Annotated in this window: 19 protein-coding genes; 6 read left to right on the top strand and 13 right to left on the bottom strand. The window is 72.1% G+C overall.

Translation table 11 applies throughout. From position 1 onward, the window contains the following. Nucleotides 1-22 precede the first annotated feature (22 nt). Nucleotides 23-547 carry a pyridoxamine 5'-phosphate oxidase family protein gene (locus OM076_RS08440; protein ID WP_270039070.1) on the bottom strand — a complete coding sequence of 175 codons (525 nt, stop codon included), beginning with the start codon at nt 545-547 and terminating at the stop codon, nt 23-25. A gap of 86 nt (nt 548-633) precedes the next feature. Here OM076_RS08440 and OM076_RS08445 point away from each other — a divergent pair, with 86 nt between their 5' ends. Together OM076_RS08445 and OM076_RS08450 are read left to right on the top strand one after the other, a co-directional pair. Next, nucleotides 634-1,842, top strand: coding sequence for a calcium-binding protein (locus OM076_RS08445; RefSeq protein WP_270039071.1), 1,209 nt, complete (start codon nt 634-636; stop codon nt 1,840-1,842). A 17-nt stretch (nt 1,843-1,859) separates the two neighbouring features. Further along, entirely contained in the window at nt 1,860-3,056 is a 1,197-nt protein-coding gene (locus OM076_RS08450) for a calcium-binding protein (protein WP_270039072.1), read from the top strand. Here OM076_RS08450 and OM076_RS45960 read toward each other — a convergent pair. Together OM076_RS45960 and OM076_RS08460 are read right to left on the bottom strand one after the other, a co-directional pair. Beyond that, entirely contained in the window at nt 3,040-6,375 is a 3,336-nt protein-coding gene (locus OM076_RS45960) for an nSTAND1 domain-containing NTPase (RefSeq protein ID WP_270039073.1), read from the bottom strand. The two genes, OM076_RS08450 and OM076_RS45960, sit on opposite strands and share 17 nt — an antisense overlap. After that, entirely contained in the window at nt 6,372-7,904 is a 1,533-nt protein-coding gene (locus OM076_RS08460; RefSeq protein WP_270039074.1) for a TIR domain-containing protein, read from the bottom strand. Before OM076_RS08460 ends, OM076_RS45960 begins: the two co-directional genes overlap by 4 nt. Nucleotides 7,905-8,016: 112 nt before the next feature. Here OM076_RS08460 and OM076_RS08465 point away from each other — a divergent pair, with 112 nt between their 5' ends. Next, nucleotides 8,017-9,567 carry a calcium-binding protein gene (locus OM076_RS08465; RefSeq protein ID WP_270039076.1) on the top strand — a complete coding sequence of 517 codons (1,551 nt, stop codon included), beginning with the start codon at nt 8,017-8,019 and terminating at the stop codon, nt 9,565-9,567. Here OM076_RS08465 and OM076_RS08470 read toward each other — a convergent pair whose 3' ends face one another. Then, nucleotides 9,568-10,554 (bottom strand): sigma-70 family RNA polymerase sigma factor, encoded by a 987-nt coding sequence (locus OM076_RS08470; protein WP_270039077.1) that lies wholly within the window; start codon nt 10,552-10,554, stop codon nt 9,568-9,570. It abuts the gene before it with no gap. 116 nt (nt 10,555-10,670) lie between these two features. On the opposite strand from OM076_RS08470, the gene OM076_RS08475 reads away from it, so the two are divergent. Genes OM076_RS08475 through OM076_RS08485 form a run of 3 tightly spaced genes read left to right on the top strand, consistent with a single transcriptional unit; the run spans nt 10,671 to nt 12,507 of the window. Then, nucleotides 10,671-11,438 (top strand): SDR family NAD(P)-dependent oxidoreductase, encoded by a 768-nt coding sequence (locus tag OM076_RS08475; protein WP_270039079.1) that lies wholly within the window; start codon nt 10,671-10,673, stop codon nt 11,436-11,438. Nucleotides 11,439-11,458: 20 nt separating this feature from the next. After that, nucleotides 11,459-11,935: a DUF4188 domain-containing protein gene (locus tag OM076_RS08480; RefSeq protein WP_270039080.1), complete on the top strand. Its 477-nt coding sequence runs from the start codon at nt 11,459-11,461 to the stop codon at nt 11,933-11,935. Next, on the top strand, nt 11,932-12,507 hold the full coding sequence (locus tag OM076_RS08485; protein WP_270039082.1) for a cupin domain-containing protein: 576 nt from the start codon (nt 11,932-11,934) through the stop codon (nt 12,505-12,507). Before OM076_RS08480 ends, OM076_RS08485 begins: the two co-directional genes overlap by 4 nt. A gap of 1 nt (nt 12,508) precedes the next feature. Here OM076_RS08485 and OM076_RS08490 read toward each other — a convergent pair whose 3' ends face one another. From OM076_RS08490 to OM076_RS08530, 9 genes are read right to left on the bottom strand one after another with little or no spacing between them, the layout of a single operon-like run. Next, a complete protein-coding gene (locus OM076_RS08490) occupies nt 12,509-14,020 on the bottom strand; it encodes an acyl-CoA carboxylase subunit beta (RefSeq protein WP_270039084.1) in 1,512 nt (503 codons plus the stop codon). Further along, the gene (locus OM076_RS08495; protein ID WP_270039085.1) at nt 14,010-14,786 is read right to left on the bottom strand and encodes an enoyl-CoA hydratase/isomerase family protein; all 777 of its coding nucleotides are present in this window, start codon (nt 14,784-14,786) and stop codon (nt 14,010-14,012) included. Before OM076_RS08495 ends, OM076_RS08490 begins: the two co-directional genes overlap by 11 nt. Then, nucleotides 14,776-16,011, bottom strand: a complete 1,236-nt coding sequence (locus OM076_RS08500) for a CaiB/BaiF CoA transferase family protein (protein ID WP_270039086.1) — start codon at nt 16,009-16,011, stop codon at nt 14,776-14,778. Before OM076_RS08500 ends, OM076_RS08495 begins: the two co-directional genes overlap by 11 nt. Then, on the bottom strand, nt 16,004-17,527 hold the full coding sequence (locus OM076_RS08505) for a class I adenylate-forming enzyme family protein (protein WP_270039088.1): 1,524 nt from the start codon (nt 17,525-17,527) through the stop codon (nt 16,004-16,006). The genes OM076_RS08500 and OM076_RS08505 overlap by 8 nt, the downstream gene beginning before the upstream one ends. Before the next feature lie 15 nt (nt 17,528-17,542). Beyond that, entirely contained in the window at nt 17,543-18,244 is a 702-nt protein-coding gene (locus OM076_RS08510) for an ABC transporter ATP-binding protein (protein ID WP_270039089.1), read from the bottom strand. Beyond that, entirely contained in the window at nt 18,241-18,996 is a 756-nt protein-coding gene (locus OM076_RS08515) for an ABC transporter ATP-binding protein (protein WP_270039091.1), read from the bottom strand. The genes OM076_RS08510 and OM076_RS08515 overlap by 4 nt, the downstream gene beginning before the upstream one ends. Continuing rightward, nucleotides 18,993-19,874 (bottom strand): branched-chain amino acid ABC transporter permease, encoded by an 882-nt coding sequence (locus tag OM076_RS08520; protein ID WP_270039092.1) that lies wholly within the window; start codon nt 19,872-19,874, stop codon nt 18,993-18,995. The genes OM076_RS08515 and OM076_RS08520 overlap by 4 nt, the downstream gene beginning before the upstream one ends. Next, a complete protein-coding gene (locus OM076_RS08525) occupies nt 19,867-20,754 on the bottom strand; it encodes a branched-chain amino acid ABC transporter permease (protein ID WP_270039094.1) in 888 nt (295 codons plus the stop codon). The genes OM076_RS08520 and OM076_RS08525 overlap by 8 nt, the downstream gene beginning before the upstream one ends. Before the next feature lie 7 nt (nt 20,755-20,761). Continuing rightward, a complete protein-coding gene (locus OM076_RS08530; RefSeq protein ID WP_270039095.1) occupies nt 20,762-21,949 on the bottom strand; it encodes an ABC transporter substrate-binding protein in 1,188 nt (395 codons plus the stop codon). Nucleotides 21,950-21,987: the final 38 nt, after the last annotated feature.

Genomic DNA, 21,987 nt, shown 5'->3' on the forward strand with positions numbered 1-21,987 from the left:
GGGGACGACCCTGAGGTTTCGCTCAGAAGCGCCAGCGCGTCGCGCCGCCCGGCTCGGCGGAGGCGACGCCGAACACGGTGTGGGCCGTCAGGCGGAACAGGTGCCACGGCGGCGGGCCGGCGCTGGGGGCGCTGAACGGCGCCGTGAACGTGTCACCTTCCACCTGCACCGGCCAGCCGCCGTCGCGGTAGATCGCGGCCAGCGCCTCCAGCGTCGCGGCGTCCGTCACGCGCTCGGCCTCGCCCTCGAAGACCAGATCCATCTGGCCGGGCAGGCTCCCGAACATCGTGCAGGCCGGGTTCGCCGCGAGGTTGCGTGCCTTGCGCGTGTTCGGCCCGCATTGGAAGTACAGGTCGCCGTCGAACCAGGCGGCGCCGACCCCGGCGGCGTGCGGGCGGCCGTCGGGCCTGACGGTCCCGAGGGCGAACGCCGCCCCCGGGCCGAGCGAGCCGACGCCGAGCAGCTCGCGCGGCCGGCTCCACGGCATCGTCTCGGTTCCGTAGATCGTGTCGAGGTTGGTCGTCTCGATGGGCTCACGGTTGGACATGCCAGTACAGACCACACCGGCACAGCGAACTCATCGGGGGACGGCACTCCTTGACTCGACTAGAGCGATGAGGTTGATTAGACCGTATGTACGGACGGGCTCTCCCGATCGTCTGCGTGGCGCTGCTGGTGGGGACTGCGCCCGCGGGCGCCGAGGAGGAGCCGCCGTCTGACGCGACGGCGACGGCGACCGCGAGCCCACCGCCGGTCATGGACGTGACGGAGGCCGTCCCGACGCCGACGATGGCGGCAGCCCCGCCGGAGGCCGCGGCGACGCCAGAGGCGACGGCGACGCCAGTGGCGACGGCGACGCCAGAGGCGACGGCGACGCCAGAGGCGACGGCGTCACCAGAGGCGACCGCGACCGCCGGCGCGACCGCGAAGCCGGAGACCAGCGCCACCGCGACCGCGACGTCCACGCCCGCCGCGACGACCGCGCCGCCGACGGCGGCACCTTTCGAGGCGCCGCGGGAGCAACCCACACCTGAGGCGACCGCCACACCCCCACCCGCACCGGCACCGCCGAGCTCCTGTGCCCTCCCCTCCGATACCGCCCCCGACGTATGCCGGGTGCCCTCGACCGCCTGCACGATCTTCGGCACCGACGGCGACGACCTCCTGATCGGCACCCCGTTCAACGACGTCCTGTGCGGGTTCGGCGGCAACGACCTGCTCGAAGGACGCGGCGGCGACGACGAGTTGCTCGGCGGTGCCGGGGACGACCAGTTGATCGGTGGTGACGGCAAAGACTGCATGCTGGGTGGTCCGGGCACTGACAGCGCCGACACCACCCCGGAAGATCTCGCCGAAGTCGAGGGGTCAGCCGACTACGAGCCGAGTCACACCGAACCGGACGTCCTCAGCCGATGCGGCGCCGCCGTCAGGCCTCGCCGGCAAGTGGTGTCCAGGCGCCTCCCCCGGGTCACCAGCGCCCCGCAGGCCCCGCAGACGGCCACCGCGTCGTCGATCGCGCTCGCCTCCAGTGCCGCGCCGTCCTCGGTCGGGCCGCGGCTCGGGCTCGAAGGCACGCAGCTGACCGTCCGCAAGGGCGCCGTGCGGATTCGGGTGTCGTGCTCAGCGTCCACGCCCGCCGAGCTCGTCATGCTCGCCGGCTCCAAGCGCATCGCGCACACCCGCTTCGTGTGCCGGGCGCCCGGACGCACGGTCCGCGTTCGTCTCAACCGCACCGGGCGCAAGCTCGTCGCCCGCGACGATCGCGTGAGCGCTCGCGTCTTCGTGCACGCCGCCGGCCAGACGGTGGCGGCGCAGTTCCAGCTCGTCAGCCGGCGGAGCTGAACGTGTATCGGCGGGCCTTGCCGATCGTCTGTGCGGCGCTGCTGGTCGGGTCCGCGCCCGCGGGCGCCGAGGACGATCCGCCAACTGAAACCGTGACGGCCGTTGCCACCGCGCAACCCACGGCGACCGCGACGCCGATCGTGCAGTTGACGGACGCCGTCCCGGCTCCGGCGGTCGAGGCGGTGCCCGAGGTGGCCGCGACGCCCGAGGCGACGGCGTCACCGGCTGCGTCACCCGAGGCGACCGCGACGGCAGCCGCAATCGCGGCGTCCACACCGTCCCCGACGCCGGACGCGACCCGCGAGGCCTCACCCACCGCGACGCCGCGCCCCGCGGCCAACCACCCTCCGACCGCACCCGAACTGCCGTCCCCGCCCGCGCAGGCGAGCGCCCGACAGCAGCCCACGCCCGAGGCGACCACGACGCCGGGCGCCACGCCCACACCCACGCCACCGAGCCCGTGCGCGCTCAACGACGAGCTCGACCCCGACGAATGCCGGGCCCCCTCGACGGTCTGCACCGTCTTCGGCACCGACGGCGACGACCTCCTCATCGGGACGCCGATGAGCGACGTCCTGTGCGGCTTCGGCGGCAACGACCGGCTCGAGGGCGGCGACGGCAACGACGAGCTGATCGGCGGCGACGGCGATGACGAACTGATCGGCGGCGACGGCAGGGACTGCATGCTGGGTGGTCCGGGCGAGGACAGCGCCGACACCACCCCAGGCGAAGCGGCTGAGGTCGAGCACTCGGCCGACCATGAGCCGAGCAACATCGGCCTCGACGAGGAGGGCTACTGCAACTCAGCGGTCAAGGCGCACGAGGAGATCCCGCGGGTCGGGGCCCAGGGCTCTCGCCCGCGCCCGACGGCCGCTGCGTCGTCGAGCAATTCCGTCGCCAACGCCGCGCCGGTCTCCACCGGGCTGCGTCTCGGGCTCGCAGACACCAAGCTGACGGTCCGCGACGGCGCCGTGCGCGTCCGGGTGATCTGCTCGGCGTCCACGCCCACCGAGCTCGTGATGATCGCCGGCGAGGACCGCATCGCGCACACGCGCTTCACCTGCACGTCGCCCGAGCGCACCGTCCGCGTCCGCCTGAACAGCACCGGCCGCACGCTCGTCGCCCACGACGACAACCTGAGCGCCCGCGTCTACCTCGCCGCCGCCGGCCAGACGGTCGCGACCGCGGTGCAGCTCGTCAGCCGCCGCGGCTGACGATCCGGTCGCGCGCGAGCCGGACCAGGTCCTGCACCGGCGCGCACGTCGCGCACGAGTAGAGCCGGGCGGTGTGGTCGTCTCCCGACGACAGGATCGTGCGCCCATCAGGGCTGAAGGCGACGCTGTTGACCGAGCCGCCGTGCATGCGCTGGCTCGACAGCAGACGGCCGGTCCGGGCATCCCAGACGCGGGTCGTCTGGTCGGCGCTGCCGGTCACGACCGTGCGGCCGTCCGCGCTGAACGCACCGCGCGAGATCCAGCTCGAATGGCCGCTCAGGACGGCGAGCCGCCGGCCCGTCCGGGCGTCCCAGATCCGGCCGGTGAAGTCCGAGCCGTAGGTCAATATGCGCCGGCCGTCGGGGCTGAACGTCGCGCCGTTCATCAGGCCCGACGTCGCGATCGAGCGCGTTTGGCGGCGCGTCGCGACGGCATAGACGCGCGCGACTCCGTCGTTGCCCGCGGTGACGATGGAGCGCCCGTCCGGGCTGAATTCGGCTCGTGCCACCGCCACGCCGGGCGGGATGCGGAGGGTCGCCGTCGGTTGCGAATCGCCGACGTCGCGGAAGTTCGCCAGCCGCCAGAGCGCGGGCGGCGCCGCCGTGGACGTGGTCACGAGCCACTGCCCGTCCGGCGAGAACGCCGCGCTCAAGACGGCCCGGCCGACGGGCAGCAACTCCTGCTGGATCTGCCCGGTCCCAGCATCGGCAACCACAATCTGACCGGACTGCGCGTCGTGCCCTCCGACCACCGCGACCCGCCGCCCGGCGGGATCGAACGTGATCGAGTTCATCGTCTGCGACGGGAACACCGGGCGGATCACGATCGATCGTCCGCCGCCCTCCACCGGCTGCACGCGTGCGTCGCCGTCCGCCGTCGCCGTGGCGATCCGCTTGCCATCGGGGCTGAAGGCAGCGTCGAGCACCCAGTCGTCGCGCCGGAAGATCCGTCCCTGGACGACCTGCCACGAACGCACGCTGCCGTCGAGTGACAGCGTGACCACGTCGCGCCCGCTCGCGGTGAAGGCCGCGTCGGCGACCTCGTCGGTGTGGCCGTGCAGATCGGCGATCATCGCGCCGCTGCGGACGTCCCACACGCGGGCCACGCCGTCCCGGCTCGCGGTCGCCAGCAGATCCCCGTCCGGGCGGTTGAACGCGACGCTGGTCACGAAGTCCACCTGCTCCGGGGTCTCCCACACCGTCTGGCCGGAGCGGTCGACCACGGTCGCCACCTTGCCCGCGGCGATGGCGAGCTGCTGTCCGCGAGCGTCCCACGCCAGATCGTCGATCGCCTGCCCCTCCGCCAGGTCCGGGCCGATCCGCCGGCCGCGGGTGAGGTCCCACACGCCGGCCGAGCCGGCGGCGTCCGCCCACGCCGCGCGCGTGCCGTCCGGGCTGACCCGGAGCAGGCAGGCGGGGTCGCCGCCGCGCATGATCCGCGTCTCCACGCGGACGCGGCCCGGCAGCGTGCGAGCCCGCTCGTCGCGCCACTGCCAATCGGTCAGCGGCCCGCCGGCACAGTCGGCCGCGAGCACCCGACGGCCGTCGGAGGGATCGAACGCCAGCACCGCCTGCGACGTGATCGCGACGGGCGTGCGCGCGAGCACCGCTCCCGAGCTCGCATCCACGACCACCGCATCGCCGCCTTCGAGTGCCGCGACGTAGCGCCCGTCGTCGCTGATTGCCGGAGCGCTCGCCCCGGCGATTCGCACCGGCGTGCCGGCGCCGTCGGTGCGCGCGACCTCGACGTCGCCGTCGGTCGCGATCCCCGCCACGACGGTGCCGTCGGCGGACAGCACCGGTCCGGCGGCGCCCAGGTGCATCGCGGGCGCGCGGGACTGCAGGCCGCGCCACGCGCGGATACCGCCGGGACCCTCATTGACCACGACCGCGCCGTCCTGCGAGATCGCGCCGCGCCAGGTGGTCCCGACCGCGAGGCGATCGCGTACGAGCGATGTGCCGAGCGCGCGGCGCAGCGCGTTCTCGGCCTCCGGCGTGTTGCTGCTCAACCAGGCCCTGCGGGCGAGCTCGAGGCTCTGCTCGGGGTCCACCGAGAGCTCGTTGGCCGACTCGGCCACGAGCGCCTGCGCACGGGCGCGATCGGCCTGGCGCCCGGCGGACGCACGCTCCAGCAGCGCCCACACGATCAGCCCGGCGAGGATCGCGGCCACGCACGCGAGCCCGGTGACGATGCGCCGCAGCGTGCGGAACTCGCGCGCCTTCTCACGCTCGCGGCGCCACTCGAGCGCGGGCACGGCGAGCAGGTCGTGGGCGAGCTCGTAGCGGGTCTGCCCGTCCGCGGCGACCGGCGTCAGGATGCGCGCCTCGCGCAGGTGCTCGAGCGCGCGCTCGACCACCGGCAAGGGCTCGCCGGTGAGGTCCGCGAGGTCCGTCGCGCTCTCCGCGCGCTTGGTGCCGGCGGAGGTGACGAGAAAGCGGAAGGCCTTCGCGAGCGCGTCCTGCTCGACCGCGCCGAGGCCGGCCACCGCCTCGTCGAAATGGCGCTCGAAGATCGCGCCCGAGCCCCCGAGCGCCTCGAGCGTCGCGAGCCGCAGCACCGCTGACCCGCGGCCGGCCTCCTCGTCCCACAGCCGCCGCAGCACGTACTGGAGGTGCGCCGTCTCATACCGCGCGTCCCCGTTTGCGCCTTCGCCGCGCCGGACGTCGTCGAGCACGCGGTCGACGAGCGCGGGCTCGATCGACGCACCGTCGCCCGCCCGTTTGAGCGGCTCCTCGATCGCCGCCCGCGCCCCGCGCTCGTCGAGGTCGTCCAGGTGCAGGTAGTTGGAGTAGACGTTCGGCAGCCGGCCCTTGAACTCGTCGCCGAGTCGCGAGTACGCGTCCTCGCGGATCGACACCAGGACGTGGGCGCGCAGGTCGCTGCGCTGCACGCAGCGGGCGAGATCGTCGGCGAAGCGGGCGCCGCTGAGCGTTCCTTGGTGGTACTCGAAGAACTCCTCGAACTGGTCGAGGACCACGAGCAGCATTCCCTCCGCCGATTCGGACCGGCGCTCGAGCGCGTCGAGGAGCCCGTCGCCCCCGACGCCGAGCGCACGCGGCAGCTCGACGTTGGGGTCCCCGCTCCAGCTGCTGAAGATGAACGGGACCAGCCGCGACGCGGGCGCGGCGGCCAGCCGCGTCACGACACCGGCGCGCAGGAGCGAGCTCTTGCCGACGCCGCTGCGGGCGTAGAGGAGCGTGAACCGCGACGCCTGCAGGTTCGCGATGATCCGCTTGCGTTCGGCGTCGCGCCCGAAGAACCGGTCCGCGTCCGCTTCGTTGAACGGGGCGAGGCCGACGTATGGAGGCGCGCCGGTCACCCGCGCAGGAGCTGCTGGAGGTCGGCCAGGTAGTCGACCGGCGACGCGTCGAAGCGCTCGACCTCGAGCGTCCGCCAGAAGTCGTCGTCGAGCTCGTCGGTGCCCGCCTGCACCGCCCACGACGTCGCGCCAGGCCCGCCGTCGTGCCAGACGCGGCGCAGGAAGACCCGCAGGCTCCACTCGCGCACGCCGTACCCGAGGAACAGGAAGTGGCTCTCGCGCAGCTTGTTCAGCAGCTGCGCCGGGACGAGGTTCTCGGCCGGGCTCTCGCTCAAGAAGCCGATGTAGTCGTCCTCCGTGACGAGGAACCCGGTCGGAACCTTCAGCCCGGGCGGCGCGTCGTGCACGGCGCCGCCGTGGACCTTGAGGATGATCGTGCGAGACAGGTCGCCGTAGTCGTCGATGGGGAACTCGACGTACTCGTTCGGGCGGGCGATCGGCTCGATCGCGCGGTCCTCGACGTCATACCAGGGGATGTGCAGGAAGCGCCCGCGGTCGTTGCCGGAGGCGATGCAGACCGCGAGGTCGAACGGCTCGCCGGCGCGCTCGAACGCGCGCTCCAGCCCCGTGTCATAGGTCGTCGTCACCAGCAGGGGGAAGCTCTCGCACTCCGCCGCCCGGAGCAGTGCGGGCCACCGCGCGAGCGCATGGTGGATCGGGCTCGGCTCGACCGGCGTGTTGAGCAGGAGGTCGCGCAGCGCCCGCTCGAGCGGCTTGGGCCCCTCGGTCGCGAGCACCTGCTGCGCGACCTCGGCGAGGTCCGCCGACTGGGATTCGCGCCCGAACCGCTCGGAGAGCGCGCGGGCGAGCTCGCTCGCGTTGGGCAGCCGACCCGAGCCGGGAACCCACGTCTCCGCCTGGGCGGGCGAGTACACGCCGGCGCCGATCACGGGAACGAGCATGCCGCGCGACAGGGCCTTGGCGATCCGGCGATAGTGGCTCTCGGGCGGGCCGCCCGCCCTCGGCTCCCACTCCTCGGCGGGCGCCGTGAGAGCCGCGGGCGCCGGCGCCTCGACGGGCGGCGGGACGGCCAGCGCGTCGACGAGTGCCTCGAGATCGCGCTCCCACGTGGCGTGGCGCAAGGTGACGGCGTTGTACGTGGTGATCGGCCTGAACGGCCGCGGCAGTACGTCCCGCGCGGGCAGCGCGGCGTCGTCCACCAGGACCGGCACCACGCGTCCGCCGCTGCGCAGCGCCGCCTCGATCTCGGTCCGGACGACGTCTTCCTCCTCCGGCTGGAGCACCCGCCGCCGCCCGCGCTCGTCGGCGATCGCCACCCACTGCGGCCCGATCACCGCGACGATCACGTCCGACGCATTCACACGCTCCGTGATGTCCCGGTGCCAATCGGTCCCCGCACGCAGGTCGCGGGTGTCGAAGAAGACGTTCTCGGCCCCGAACCGGGCCGTCAGCGCGTCGGCGATCTGCCGCGCGGCCGAGGGGCTGTCGGACCGCCGATAGCTGACGAAGCACCTCGGCCCGGTCGGCGCGGTGGGCGGTTGCCCCAGGTCGGTACTCGCAACGCTCAAGACGAATCCCGCGTTGAGTCTCCCTCCAACCGCGGCCGCAATGCAAGCGGGGGCACGTTTCGCACCAATGGGGTTGCGCTGCGTGGGTGGGTCAGCAATATTACCGGCGCCCATGGTTCAGAGATCCCTCATCGCCGCGCTCGCGGCACTGTTGCTCGTGCCCGCCGCCGCGCAGGCCGCCACCGTTTCGGTGCATGACGGCGTGCTGCACGTCGCCGGCACGGCCGGGAGCGAGCGGATCATGTTCGACCAGCTCAACGGCGGCAGCATCTCGGTCTGGAACATGGGGATCGACGACGATCTGGCCGCGGGCTCCGGCTGCATCCAGACGTCCCCGTCGCAGGCGCAATGCGCACCGGACGGCATCGAGCGCACGCTGGTCGAGCTCGGCGGCGGGGACGACGAATACCTCCCCGGCCGGTTCACGATCCCCACGCGGGTCGAGGGCGGTGCAGGCGACGACACGCTTGCCGACGACACCGGCGTCGACGAGCTCTATGGCGGCGAGGGCGACGACGTGCTGTGGATGGACGCCGGTCCCGATGCTGACCCCGATGTGCTCTACGGCGGGCCCGGCTACGACCAGGCGAGCTACGGCCAGTTCCGCGGCGACGGCGGGATCGGGGTGCGGCTCAGCATCGACGGCGTCGCCAACGACGGCGTGCCCGGCGAGGGCGACGACATCCACACCGACATCGAAGCGCTCAACGGCGGCTACGACGACGACGTCCTGATCGGCACGCCCGGCGACAACGAGCTCGACGGCCGCAGCGGGCACGACGTCCTCTACGGCCTCGGTGGCGACGACCTGTTGCGGGGCGGCGAGGACACCGATCAGCTGTACGGCGGCGAAGGGTTCGACGTCGCCGACTACTCCTGGGAGTGGGACCCGGTGGTCGTCACGCTCGACGGGCAGGCCAACGATGGCACCAGCGGCGAGAACGATCTCGTCAGCGGCGACATCGAAGGCGCGGTCGGGGGCTACGGCGACGACGTGTTGACCGGCAACGCGGGCGATGGGCTGCTCGCCGGCCTCGAGGGCGACGACCGGATCGTCGATCCGGGCGGCGAGGACCTGCTCGAGGGCGACGACGGCGACGACGAGATCGAGGCTGCCGACGGCGCCGCCGACGGCGTGCTCTGCGGCGACGGTTTCGACGCGGTGTGGCGCGACCCGGGGGACGAGGTCGACGGCGACTGCGAGCGGGTGACGGCCGGCCGGCGCTCGGTCACCCCGACCCCGACCCCGACACCCACGCCGACCGCCACCGCGACCGCGACGCCGACCGCCGGCCCGGTGCGGAACACGGTGTTCCCGACGCGCCGACCGCGCCCGGCGCAAGCGCCCGACGTCACGCCGCCCACCGCGACGGTGCTGCAGAGCACGGGCCGGGCTCGCGCGGCCACGCTGCGGCGCAGCGGCCTGCTGTTGACCGTGCGCTGCAACGAGATCTGCCGCGCGAGCGCCGAGATCACCGGGAGCCGTGGCACGGTCGCGAGCGGCGCGCGTCCCGGGCTGAGCTTCCAGGAGCGGCGGATGCGGGTCCGGCTCAGCGCGGCCGGCAAGCGCGCGCTGCGCCCTGGCCGCTATCAGCTGAAGGTCACGCTCACCGATCGCGCCGGCAACAAGACCACGATCGTCCGCCCGCTGCGCGTGAAGTGATCACCGGCTCGGCAGCGTGCGCGGCAGGCCGAACCAGCCGAGCACATTGCTCTCGAAGCGCGTCATCGCGCAGACCCGCTCGCCGGCGAGCTCCAGGACGAAGAGCCCGGTCCCGTGACGGACGCCGTCGGGGCCGTGGACGTAGGCCCCGAACGCCGGCTGGCCGTTGGCTCGCGTCGGCACGAGCTCGAAGGTCCGCCCCGAGCCGAGGATGCCGGCGCAGAAGCGGGCCGCGGGCTCGCGGCCTTCGTATTCGAGTGGCATCGGCGGCATCGAGACGAAGACGTCGTCGGTCAGCAGGGCGACGAGCGCGTCGAGATCGGCGGACTCGTACGCGCTGACGAACTTCGCCGTGATCGCCTGTTCGGCGGGTGAGTCGGCGGCCGGAGCCGGCTCGGAGGCCTGCCGGCGCTGGAGGCCGGCGCGGGCGCGCTTGAGGGCGCTCGTGACCGATTCGAGCGTCGTGTCCAGCATCTCGGCGACCTCCTTGGCGTGGAAGCCGAGGACGTCGCGCAGGATCAGGACGGCGAGCTGGCGGGGCGGCAGGACCTGCAGGGCGGTGACGAAGGCCAGCGAGATCGACTCGGTCTGCTCGTAGCGGGCTTCCGGGCCGAGCGGCACGTCGCCCAGGAGCGCGTCAGGAAACGGCTGCAGCCACACGACCTCGCCCAGCCGGGTCGGCTCGGGCGGTTGCATCCCGGGGATGTCCCACACCTTGGGGACCCGCCGGCTCGCCGTCCGTCGCGCGTTGAGGCACTGGTTCGTGGCGATCTTGTACAGCCAGGTGCGCAGCGAGGCGCGCCCCTCGAACCCGTCGAGGCCGCGCCAGGCGGTGAGCAGCGTGTCCTGCACGGCGTCCTCGGCGTCCTGGAAGGACCCGAGCATCCGGTAGCAGTGCACCTGCAGCTCGCGCACATGCGGCTGGGTCATGGCGCGGAAGGCGTCGTCGTCCCCCGCGCGCGCCCTGGACAGCAGATCGATCGTCACTGGTTCGGATTCCATTGTGGGTTAGACACCGGCCGGAGGCCGAACTGGGCGGCCGCCCAGTTTCACGTTGCCCCGGTGTCTACCGGCATCGTCAACTCTCCGAAAGGAACCCGGCGATGCTGAAGGACAAGGTCGTTGTGATCTATGGAGCGGGAGGTGCGATCGGCGGCGCGGTCGCCCGCGCCGCCGCGAACGAGGGAGCCAGGCTCTTCCTCACCGGTCGCGGGTTGGCGCCCGTCGCGGCGGTGGCCGAGGAGATCGGCGCGCACGCCGCGGAGGTCGATGCGCTCGACGAGCGGGCCGTCGACGAGCACCTGCAGTCGGTGATCGACAAGGCGGGTCGCGTCGACGTCTCGTTCAACGCGGTCGGCATCCCGGATGCCGGCGTCGTCGGCGTGCCGCTGATCGACCTCGACGCGGACCGGTTCTCGCTGCCGATCACGGCCTACTCGCTGTCGTACTTCCTGACCGCGCGGCTGGCGGCGCGGCGGATGGTCGCGAACGGATCGGGCGTGATCATGACCGTCACCGCGCTCCCCTCGCGGGCGGGCAGCACGCTGGTGGGTGGCTACGGCCCCGCGCACGCCGCCAAGGAGGCGCTCACCCGCAGCCTCTCCGCCGAGCTCGCGCCGCACGGCATCCGCGTCGTCGGCCTGCGCCCGCACGGCATCCCGGAGACGCCCTCGATGAAGGAGGTCTTCGAGCTCAAGGGAGCCGGGCTGACCTGGGAGCAGTTCCAGGGCTACCTCGCGAGCACGACCCACCCGCGACGGGTCATGACGCTCGCGGAAGTCGCCGACGTCGCCGTCTTCATGGCCTCCGACAAGGCGAGCGGGATGACAGGATCGACCGTCAACCTCACAATGGGAAGCCTGGACGACTAACGGACAGCGAGGTGATGACTGTGGGCGACGTGGCCGGCAGGCGGATGACGGTGGACATCGAAGGCGACTTCGTCGTCTTCTTGATCGGCGCCGGGTTCAACAGCAAGCTGCACCTCGCTCGCAGTTTCGCCGACCTGGGTGGCCGGCGCGGGATGAAGCACATGCTCGACTACCTCGTCGCCCACCCGGAGAAGGGGCTGCTCGCGTACGAGATCGGCATCCCCACGATCGTCCAGTACTGGCGGTCGTTCGAGCAGCTGGAGGCCTTCGCCAAGGACAAGGACGACCCGCACCTCGACGTCTGGCGCCGGTACTGGCGACGGGTCGGACGCAGCGGCCGCACCGGCATCTGGCACGAGACGTTCCTCGTCAAGGCGGGGAATTACGAGGCGATCTACGGGAACATGCCGCCGCGCGGCCTGGGCAAGGCCGGGCGGCTCGTGCCCGCGTCGGACGCCGACAGCGCCCGCAGCCGGCTCAAGGCGCTGCACGCATGACGGACGAGGCACGCTTGGAAGACGTCGGCTCGGGCCTGGCGCCCACGAGCCCGGGCTGGTTCGTGGTCAACGCGGGTGACGCGGCGTGGGTGCGCAACGAGGCGTTCGGTGGGCGCTGCGTGTTCGAGAGCACGCCCCGCGTGCTCGCCGAGCGGCCCGGCGTCGAGCCCCAGTTCTTCACCGAGACGGGCTTCACGCTCGCCGTGCTGGAGCCCGGCAAGCCGTCGGGCATGTACCACGCCGAGAACACGCAGGAGGACTTCCTCGTGCTGTCCGGGACTTGCCTGCTGATCGTCGAAGACCAGGAGCGCGAGCTGCGCGCGTTCGACTTCGTGCACCTGCCGCCGGGGACACGGCACACGTTCGTCGGGACCGGGGACGGGCCGTGCGCGATCTTCATGACCGGGGCGCGGCGCGAGGGCGACACGATCGTCTATCCGCGCTCGGAGACGGCGCTCGAGCGCGATGCCGGCGTGGCGGCCGAGACGCCGTCACCCGCCGAGGCCTACGCGAGCTACCCGCAGTGGCAGGTGGGCCGCCCCGGCGTTTGGGACCGGCTGCCGTGGGCTTGACTCACCAGCACATCGGCCATGAGGCCAGCGGGCGGGAGCGCGGCCCGCTCGACGGTCGCGCCGCGGCGCGGTCCAAAGCGGCGCGCAGCACGTCGCGCGTGGTGGACGGCTCGATGATCTCGTCGAGGGCCATGACGCCGGCGGCACCGTAGGGCCGGACGTCGCCGGCCACCTGCTCCAGCTCGTCGGTCGAGACGACGTTGGCGGCCGGGCTCGGGTCCATGAAGGAGATCTCCGCGCCGGGCCACGCGACGAGCAGGTCGGCGTCCATCCCCACGCCGGACATCACGTGGTTCGCCAGGCCGAAGGACTTGCGCAGGATGACCGCCAACCGCGGGACCGCGGTCATGACCACGGCCTGCTTGAAGAGCATCGCCTTCGAGAGCAGGCGCTCGTGCTCGACCTGGCGGCCGACCATGAAGCCGGGCGTGTCGTGCAGGAAGATCAGCGGCAGGCCGAACGCGTCGCACAGGCAGATCAGCCGCACCGCCTTGTCACACGCCTGCGGGGTGAGGATGCCCGCCTGCTGCATCGGCTGGCTCGCGAGCACGCCGACCGGGTGCCCGCCGATCCGCGCCAGGCCGGTGAGCAGCGTGCGACCGTACAGCGGACCGAGCTCGAACCAGCTGTCGCGATCGAGCACGCGGCGCAGCACCTTGCGCATGTCGTACGCGCGCCGGCGATCGGGCGGCACGACCGAGCCGACCTCCTCCGGCGCCTCGGGCTCCTCCACCCGCAGCGTCCGCGGCGCGGCCTGCGAGAAATTCGACGGCAGGTAGGAGAGAAAGCGCGCGACCAGCTCGCACGCCTCGGCCTCGGTCTCGGCGATCCGGTCGATCTGCCCCGTCACGCGGGCGTGGACGTCGGCGCCGCCGAGCTCCTCGGACGTGATCGTCTGCCCGGTCGCCGAGCTGATGACGCGCGCCGAGCTCACGGCCAGGCAGCTCCCGCGCACCTGCACCACGAAGTCGCTGACGACCGCGAAGAACGACGAGGCGCCGAACGACTCGCCCGTGATCACCGTCGCGAACGGCACCTTGCGCTCGCGCAGGCACGGGTAGACGAGCGGCGCGATCGACGAGAAGCCCTCGCTGCCCATCATGTCCGGGATCCGCGCGCCGCCGGTCTCGCCGAAGAGCACGATCGGGACGCCCTCGGTGACACCCGCCTCGAAGAGGCGCTTGAGCTTGCGCCCGCCGACGGTCGAGCTCGACGCGCGCTTGACGGTGACGTCGTCGGAGACCGCGACGACCGGGCGGCCATCGATGCGCCCGAACCCGCCGACCTTCCCGTCGCCCGGCGTCTTCGCCGCGTCCTCGGGCCTGATCGAACGCGCGAAGGTCCCGACCTCGGAGAAGGAACCGTCGTCGAGCAGCAGGTCGAGCCGCTCGCGCGCGGTGACGCGCCCGCCGGCGTGCAACGCGGCGACGCGCTCCGCGCCGCCCATGTCCTCGCGGATCGCCTGGGTGCGCCCGCGCAGCGCGTCGAGGGGATCGACCGGCTCAGCGGCCACGGAACACCGGCGCACGCTTCTCGAAGAAGGCGGTGCGGCCCTCGAGCGCGTCCTCCGTCCCCGCGGTCGTCAATGACGAGCGGATCTCGTTCTCCATCGGCGGCAGCGCGTACGCCTCGGCGAGGTTGCGCTTGGTCTCGAGCACGGCCACAGGAGGAAGTTTCGCGTAGCGCTCGGCGGTCGAGCGCGCGACCGCGTCCAGCTCCGCCGCGGGCGCCACCCACTGCGCCAGTTCCAGCGCACGGGACTCCACGCCGCTCAGCACGACGCCCTCGAACAGCAGTCGCTTGGCGGTGCCGAGCCCGACGTGCCGCGTGAGCCGCTGCGCCGGCCCCTGGAAGCCGACCGCGGTCTCGGGAAGCCCGAACCGCGCGCGATCGGACATCAGCCGCAGGTCGCAGGCCAGCGCGAACTCCGCGGCGTTGCCCAGGCAGACGCCGTCGATGACCGCGATCGTGATGAACGGGAGCACGTCGAACGCGGCGAAGAGCGCGAACTCGGAGCGGATGTAGTGCGCCCACGTGTCGTCGTCCATGTCGGCGATGCGCCCGAGGTCCGCACCGCCGCTGAAGGTCCCGTCAGGCCCCTGCACGAGCAGCACGCGAACGTCGTCGCGGCCCGCGAGCTCGCTCGTCAGATCCAGGAACGCCTCGACGAACGGCAGGTTCATCGTGTTGGCCGGACTGCCGGTTGTGAAGCGCAGGTGCGCGATCCCGAGCTCGTCCGGGCCCGCGAGGTCGAGGACGTGCGTGGCTTCAGCCGGCATGGGTGGGTTCCTCCTCCGCGGTGCGCACAGCACCGCTGCTGATCAGGTCATCGATGCGTGCGTCGTCCAGCGACAACACGCCGTGCAACACGTCGCGCGAGTGCTCGCCCAGCCGCGGGGCGGGCCCACCCGGCGCGACGCGCACGCCGGTCATGGGATGCGGTGCGGTCGGCACGAGCACGTCGCCGCGGCCCTCGATCCACACAGGCTGGAGCGTCCCGCGCTCGACCAGCGCCGGGTCGTCCGCGCACTCGGCGACACCGCGCACCCGCGCAGCCGGGACGCCGTGCGCGGCGAAGTGGTCGATCAGCGACTGCGCGGTCTCGAACTCGGCCGCCCAGGCTTCGATCTCGTCGTAGAGCTCGTCTTGGTGCTCCACCCGCCCCTCGGGTGAGCCGAAGTACGGCGTGTCCATGATCTCCGGCCGCCCCATCGCGGCCGCCACCCGCGCGAAGGCACGGTCGCCGGGCGCGCCGTAGGTGACGTACTCGCCGTCCTTGGTGCCGATGATCGAGGCGGGCACGACGAGGGTGTGGCGGGTGCCGAAGCGCCCGAAGGAGCGCTCCCCGCCGGTGAACGTGTGCAGCACGACGGCGGCGTCGATCATCGTCACGAGCGCGTCGAACGACGACAGGTCCAGCCGCGTCCCGAGCCCGGTCCGGGCCTGCCGGTAGAGCGCCGCGCCGATCGCCGCGAAGGCGTGCACGCCGACGTTGCAGTCGGCGAGCGGCGTGCCGAAGAAGCTCGGCGGCTCGTCGCCGTCGCCATTGAGCATCATCAGCCCCGAGTAGGACTCGGCCACGTAGCCGAAGCCCGGCTTGTCGGCGTGCGGGCCGTAGCTGCCGAAGGTCGAGACCGAGCAGAAGATCAGCTCCGGCCGGCGCTCCAGCAGCGCGGCCACGTCGATGCCGAGCCGCTCGAGCGTGCCGTGGCTGAAGTTCTCCACGATCACGTCCGCCCAGTCGCAGAGCTCGAGCGCGAGCTCGACCGCCGCCGGCTGCTTGAGGTCGAGCACGACCGAGCGCTTGCCGCAGTTGTACTGCGCGAAGTGCGAGGTCAGCTTCGGCGCGTACTCGACCGGCACGTTGCGCAGCAGGTCGCCCGCGGGCGACTCGATCTTGATCACGTCCGCGCCGTGATCGGCGAGCAGGCGCGTGCACATCGGCCCGGCGACGACATGCGAGAAGTCGAGGACCTTCAGGCCCGTGTAGGCGCCCTCAAGCACTGAACACCGAGCCGTGCGCCTTGCTGAGCTGGTCCTTGGCGATCTTGCCGACCGGCGTGCGCGGGAACTCCTCGATGAAGCGCACCTCGCGTGGCGTCTTGAAGCCCGCCAGCCGCGCGCGTACGAACGCGCGCAGCTCGTCCTCAGTCGCGGCCTGGCCGGCGTGCAGGCGGACGACGGCGATCGCGCGCTCCTCGTAGAGCGGGTCCGGGATGCCGATCACGGCGACCTCGGCGATCGCGTCGTGCTCGGCCAGCACGTCCTCGATCTCCTTCGGGTAGATGTTCTCGCCGCCGGAGATGATCATCTCCTTGGCGCGCCCGGCCAGCCGGTAGTAGCCGTCGGCGTCGACCGAGACGAGGTCGCCGGTGCGCAGCCAGCCGTCGGCGTAGAACGCGGCCTCGGTCAGGTCCGGGCGGTTGAGGTAGTGGTCCATCACCGTGTCCGAGCGCACCAGCAACTCCCCCACCTCGCCCTCGGGGACGTCGGTGCCGAGCGGGTCGGCCACGCGCACCTCGTTGCCCGGCACCGGCAGCCCGAGCGCGCCGCGGTGGTCGAGGAACTCCTGCCCGCGCAGCGCCATCGTGTGCGGGCCGGACTCGGTGGAGCCGTAGCCGTGCACGAGGTCGGTGCCGGGGAAGTGCGAGGTGATGCCTTCGAAGAGCTTCTCGGTGGCGACGCTGCCGCCGACGTAGCACCCGCGCACCGAAGCGGTGTCGACGCCGTCCAGCGCACCCGACTCGAACAGCAGGTTGTAGTGGGCGGGGACGCCGATCAGATACGTCGCGCCGTCGGCGATCGCGCGACCGACGCGGTCGGTGTCGAAGGTGATGATCGTCGCCTTGCCGCCCTGGACGAGCGCCTGGTTGGGCACCGACCCGCCGCCGATGTGGAACTGGGGCCCGAAGAAGACCATGTGCTCGTTGCGGGTGACCTCGAAGGCGAGCGCGGACATGATCGAGTCGATGATCCGCTTGCGCTGGCTGCGGCAGACGCCCTTGGCCTGGCCGGTCGTGCCCGAGGTGAAGATGATCTCGTGCTGGGCGTGCTCGTCGTTGGGGACGCGGTCGATCGTCCCCGCGGTCGTGAGCAGCTCGGACCACGGCATCCACCCGGTCGCCTTGCCGGACACGGCCACCCGCGACCGCACGCTCGCCGGCATCGCCAGCCCGTCGAGCATCTCGGCGTACTCCGCGCCCGCCATCAGGCACGCGGGTTGCACGAGGTCGATCAGGCCCTCCATCTCGGGCCCGCGCAGCCAGTAGTTGAGCGGGCTGAACACGAGTCCCGCCTTGGCCGTCGCGAAGTACGCGATCAGGTACTCGACGCAGTTGCGCTCGAGCCACATGACGCGCTCGCCCGGGACCAGGCCGAGCCCCGCCAGCCCGCAGGCCAGCGCGTCGGTGACGCGGTCCAGCTCGGCGTAGGTCCACTCGTCCCCCGCGTCGCCGACGATCGCGATCCGCCGCCCGTAGGACGACGCGCACCGTCGCAGCGTGTCCCTATGCGTCAGCACGTGTCCAGCTCCTCCTCACACCAGATAGTCCGCCAGCAGGTCGGTCGGCAGCTCACCGCCCGCGCGCTCGGCGCGAACCGTCCCGCGCACGAGCACGTAGACGCGATCGGCGAGCTCGGCCGCCAGCGCCGTGTTCTGCTCGACCAGCAGGACCGCCACCCCCGTCGCCACGGCCGTGCGCAGCATCTCGATCAGGTCGCGGATCATGATCGGCGCCAGGCCCATCGAGGGCTCGTCGATGGCCAGCAGCTTCGGCTCGCCCATCAGCCCGCGCGCGACGACCAGCATCTGCTGCTCGCCGCCCGACAGCAGCCCGGCGCGGTTGCCGCGCAGGCGCCCGAGCACCGGAAAGGCGTCGTACATCTCCGCCACGCGCGCGGCCGCCTGCTTGGGCGAGCGGCCCTGCGCGCCGAGCAGCAGGTTCTCCTCGACCGTCAAAGACGCGAGCGTTCCGCGGCCCTCGGGGACGTGCGCCAGACCGGCGCGCGCGATCCGGTGCGGCCGCAGCGAACCGATCTCCGCGCCGTTGAGCTGCACCGAGCCCGAGCGTTCTCGCACGAGCCCGGAGAGCGTCCGCAGCAGCGTGGTCTTGCCCGCGCCGTTGGGCCCGACGACCGCCACGACCTCGCCCGCCCGCACGCTCAGTGCGACGTCGTCGAGCACGTGCACCTGGCCGTAGCGGGCGTTGAGCCCTTTGACCACCAGGACGTCGCTCACAGCAGCTCACCTCCGAGGTAGGCGGCGCGCACCTTCGCGTCAGCCCACACCTCGTCGGGCGTGCCGAGCTTGATGACCTTGCCCCAGTCCAGCACCGCGATCCGGTCGCACACCTCGCTCACCAAGGCAACATTGTGTTCGATCAGGACCACGGCGAGACCTTCGCGGCTGGTGGAGCGGATCAGCTCGCCGATCTCCTTGGCCTCGGCCGGCGTCATTCCCGCCGTCGGTTCGTCGAGCAGCATCACCGACGGCTGCGCCGCGAGTGCCCGCGCGATCTCCACCCGCCGCCGCCGGCCGTAGGAGAGCGAGGAGACGGACACGTCGGCCACATCGCCCAGCCCGAGCCGATCGAGCAGCTCACGCGTCGCCGCCCGCTGCTCGCGCTCCTCGCGCCGGCGCACCCGCCAGAGCTGGAAGACGCGCCCCTTGAACGCCTGGTGACGGCCGGCGAGGACGTTGTCGATCACCGAGTAGCCCTCCAGCAGCCGCATGTGCTGGTAGGTGCGCGCCACGCCGCAGCGGGCGATCCGCTCGATCGGTGCGCCGGTCAGCGTCTGCTCGCCGAGCGTCACCGCTCCCTCGTCGGGGCCGAAGTGGCCGGTGATGACGTTGACCAGCGTCGTCTTGCCCGCGCCGTTGGGCCCGACCAGGCCGAGCACCTCGCCGGGGCGGGCGTCGACGTGGACGTCGTCGAGCGCGGTCACGCCGAGGAAGCGCTTGGTGACGCCCTGGACCATCAGCGCCGTCATGTCCGCGTCTCCTGCAGTGCGGCGGCGGGGCGCTTCGGGCGCCGGCGCCGGAACAGCTTGCGCAGCCGCGGGTCCCCGAGCCCCTGCGGCGCGAGCAGGATCAGCACGATCAGCACCAGGCCGTAGGTGATGTTCTCCCAGTCGGTGCCGACGTCGCGCATCAGCTCGTGGAAGACGCCCAGCGCGAGTGCGGCGACCATCGGCCCGACCCAGTACGCGACGCCGCCGACGACCACGTAGGTGAGCGCGACGACGAGCAGCGTGAACGAGTACTGATCGGGGCTGATCACGCCCACCTCGTGGGCGTTGAGCGCGCCCGCGAGCCCGGCCAGCGCGCCGCTGGCGACCATCGCCGCCAGCCGGTAGCGGCGGACCGGGATGCCGAAGCCGCGCGCCACCACGTCGTCCAGCCGCGCCGAGCGCAAGGCCCGCCCGACGTGCGAGCGGTGCACCAGCTCGAGCAGGATGCCGAGCAGAACGAGCAGGATCACCGCCGTCCACGTGAACGCGTGGATCGGGATGCCGATGATCCCCTGCACGCCGTTGGTGACGTGCAGCTCGCGGATCGCCACCAGGATCGCCTGGGCGAGCGCGAACGTCGCCAGCGCGAGGTAGATGCCGCTCAACCGCGCGACGAGCAGGCCGACGATCAGCGCGACGACGCTCGCGCACACGACGCCGGCGACGATCCCGAGCCAGATCGGGAAGCCCGACTTGGTCGTCAGGATCGCCGTGCCATAGGCGCCGACGGCCATGAAGCCGACCGACGCCAGCGAGAACACGCCCGCGTGGAACACGACGAACACGCTCATCACGAGCAGCGTCGAGATCAGCGTGATGTCGATGAAGAACTGGTGTGCCTGGATCCACTCAAGCACGGGCCACCGCCTGCTGGCGGAACAGCCCGGTCGGGCGGATCAGCAGCACCAGCGCCATCAGCAGGTACGGGAACGCGTCGTCGAAGCTCGACGACGTGTAGGCCGAGATCAGCACCTGCCCGATCCCGAGCACGAGCCCGCCGACCACCGCGCCGGTGACCGAGCCCATCCCACCCACGACCACCGCCGCGAACGTCAGCGTCAGCAGCGCGTCGCCGGTGGAGAAGGACACGAGCCGGGTCTGCGCGACGACGAACGTCCCCGCGAGCGCGGCCAGCGCACCGGAGATCGCGAACGCGACCGCGAACACCATGCGGGAGTTGATGCCGAGCAGCTCGGCGACCTCGCGCGAGTACGCGACCGCCCGCAGCTCACGGCCGAGCCGCGTCCGCGTCAACCACAGGCCGAGCGCGACCATCACGACGAGCGTCGTGGCCAGCACGACGAGCTGCAGCTTCGGGAGCCCGACGCCGGCGACGTCGATCGTCCCGCTCGGGAAGCCCGCCGCGGGGAAGCGGCGCAGCTCGGAGTCGGTGATGACCTTGACCAGCGTCTGCAGCAGCAGCGCGATGCCGATCGTCGCCACCACCGGGGCGAACTCGTCGCCCGGCGCCCTGCGTTGGAGCGGACCCAGGACGATCCGCTCCATCGCCACGGCGAGCAGCGCCGCGACCAGCATCCCGATCAGGATCGCCGGGACGACCGGGATGCCGTTCAGCAGCGCCGCGCCGGAGCCGAACGCGCCCCACGTCACCAACTGACCGTGGGCGAAGTTGAGCACGTTCAGCACGCCCCAGACGAGGGTCACGCCGAGCGCCAGGAGCGCGTAGACGCTGCCGAGCGCGATGCCGTTGACCAGCTGCTGGAGGAAGTAGCTCACGCGGTGCCTACGAGCAGGGCTTGTCCGCCGCCCAGGGCACGAGCTTCTTGTCCTGGATCTGGAACGTCACGCCGGGTTGGGTGGGCACGCGGTTCGTGCCGATGTCGTAGTCGCCGAGTGCGCCGGACATGCCCTTCAGGCCGGCGAGCGTCGCGCGCACCTTGGCCGGGTCCTTGGTGCCCGCCTGCTTCATCGCGGTGGCGAGCATCCAGACGCCGTCGTAGCCCCACGCCGCGTACTGGCTCGGCTTGGCGCCGTTCTTGGCCGCGTAGGCCTTGACGAACTCGGGGTTCTTGCCCGCGGTGGAGTCGACGTCCCAGGTGGTGGTGAAGATCGCGCACTGGGCGGTCGGGTTGGACACGACGTTCGGCGCGCCCCAGCCCACGTCGCCCATCAACGGGACCTTCAGGCCGGCCTGCTCGAGCTGCGCCAGCAGCGTCTCGTCCTGCCCGCCGTTGACGTCGACGACGAGCACGTCCGGGTTGGCGTTCTTGATCTTCGTCAGCTGCGGCTGGTAGTCGATCGCGTCGGTGACGACGCCCTGCGCGGCGACGGTCTTGATCCCGAGCGCCTCGAGCGTCTTGCGGCGGAACTGGTACTGCTCGGCGACGTTGCTCGAGTCGCTGGAGTAGAAGTACGCGGCGGTCTTGGCCCCGAGCGCCTGGACGATCTTCGGGTCCTCCTTCTTGTAGAACTCGACCAGCGCGGGATAGACGCGGAAGATGTAGTCGCCGACCTCGGTGACGCCGGTGCCGGAGAGGCCCACGGCGATGGTCGGAATCTTGGCCGCCTGCGCCTGCGGGCCGGCGGCGAGGAACGACGGCGAGAGCGTGAAGCCGACGATCGCGTCGACCTTGTCGGTGCGCGTCATGTCGATCACGGTCTGGACCGCGGTCTCCTTGGCGGCCTTCGTGTCGACGACCTTGAGCTCGAGCTTGGCGTTGCCGAGGAACTTCGACGCGTTGATCTCGTCGACGGCGAACTGCTCGCCCTTCTGCTCGTCGGTGCCGACCACGGCGATGCCGGCGCTGCCGGACGTGTCCAGCGGCGCGCCGATCTTGATCGTGCCCGAGAGGCCGCCGCCACCGCTGGCGTTCGTGCTGGAACCTCCGCCGTCGTCGCTGCCACATGCCGCGACACCGGCGGCCAACGCGAGACAGATGACTCCCGCGATGGGCCGAAACCCTTTGCGCATCCTGCTCCTCCTCGTGTGACCTCAACGGGCTACCGAGC

This window comes from Solirubrobacter ginsenosidimutans, from assembly GCF_027587205.1.

Excerpts from the sequence above, each read along its gene's own strand:
- OM076_RS08440 (WP_270039070.1), bottom strand. The coding sequence starts at position 547 with ATGTCCAACCGTGAGCCCATCGAGACGACCAACCTCGACACGATCTAC.
- OM076_RS08445 (WP_270039071.1), top strand. The coding sequence starts at position 634 with ATGTACGGACGGGCTCTCCCGATCGTCTGCGTGGCGCTGCTGGTGGGG.
- OM076_RS08465 (WP_270039076.1), top strand. The coding sequence starts at position 8,017 with ATGGTTCAGAGATCCCTCATCGCCGCGCTCGCGGCACTGTTGCTCGTG.
- OM076_RS08475 (WP_270039079.1), top strand. The coding sequence starts at position 10,671 with ATGCTGAAGGACAAGGTCGTTGTGATCTATGGAGCGGGAGGTGCGATC.
- OM076_RS08485 (WP_270039082.1), top strand. The coding sequence starts at position 11,932 with ATGACGGACGAGGCACGCTTGGAAGACGTCGGCTCGGGCCTGGCGCCC.
- OM076_RS08495 (WP_270039085.1), bottom strand. The coding sequence starts at position 14,786 with ATGCCGGCTGAAGCCACGCACGTCCTCGACCTCGCGGGCCCGGACGAG.
- OM076_RS08515 (WP_270039091.1), bottom strand. The coding sequence starts at position 18,996 with ATGACGGCGCTGATGGTCCAGGGCGTCACCAAGCGCTTCCTCGGCGTG.
- OM076_RS08530 (WP_270039095.1), bottom strand. The coding sequence starts at position 21,949 with ATGCGCAAAGGGTTTCGGCCCATCGCGGGAGTCATCTGTCTCGCGTTG.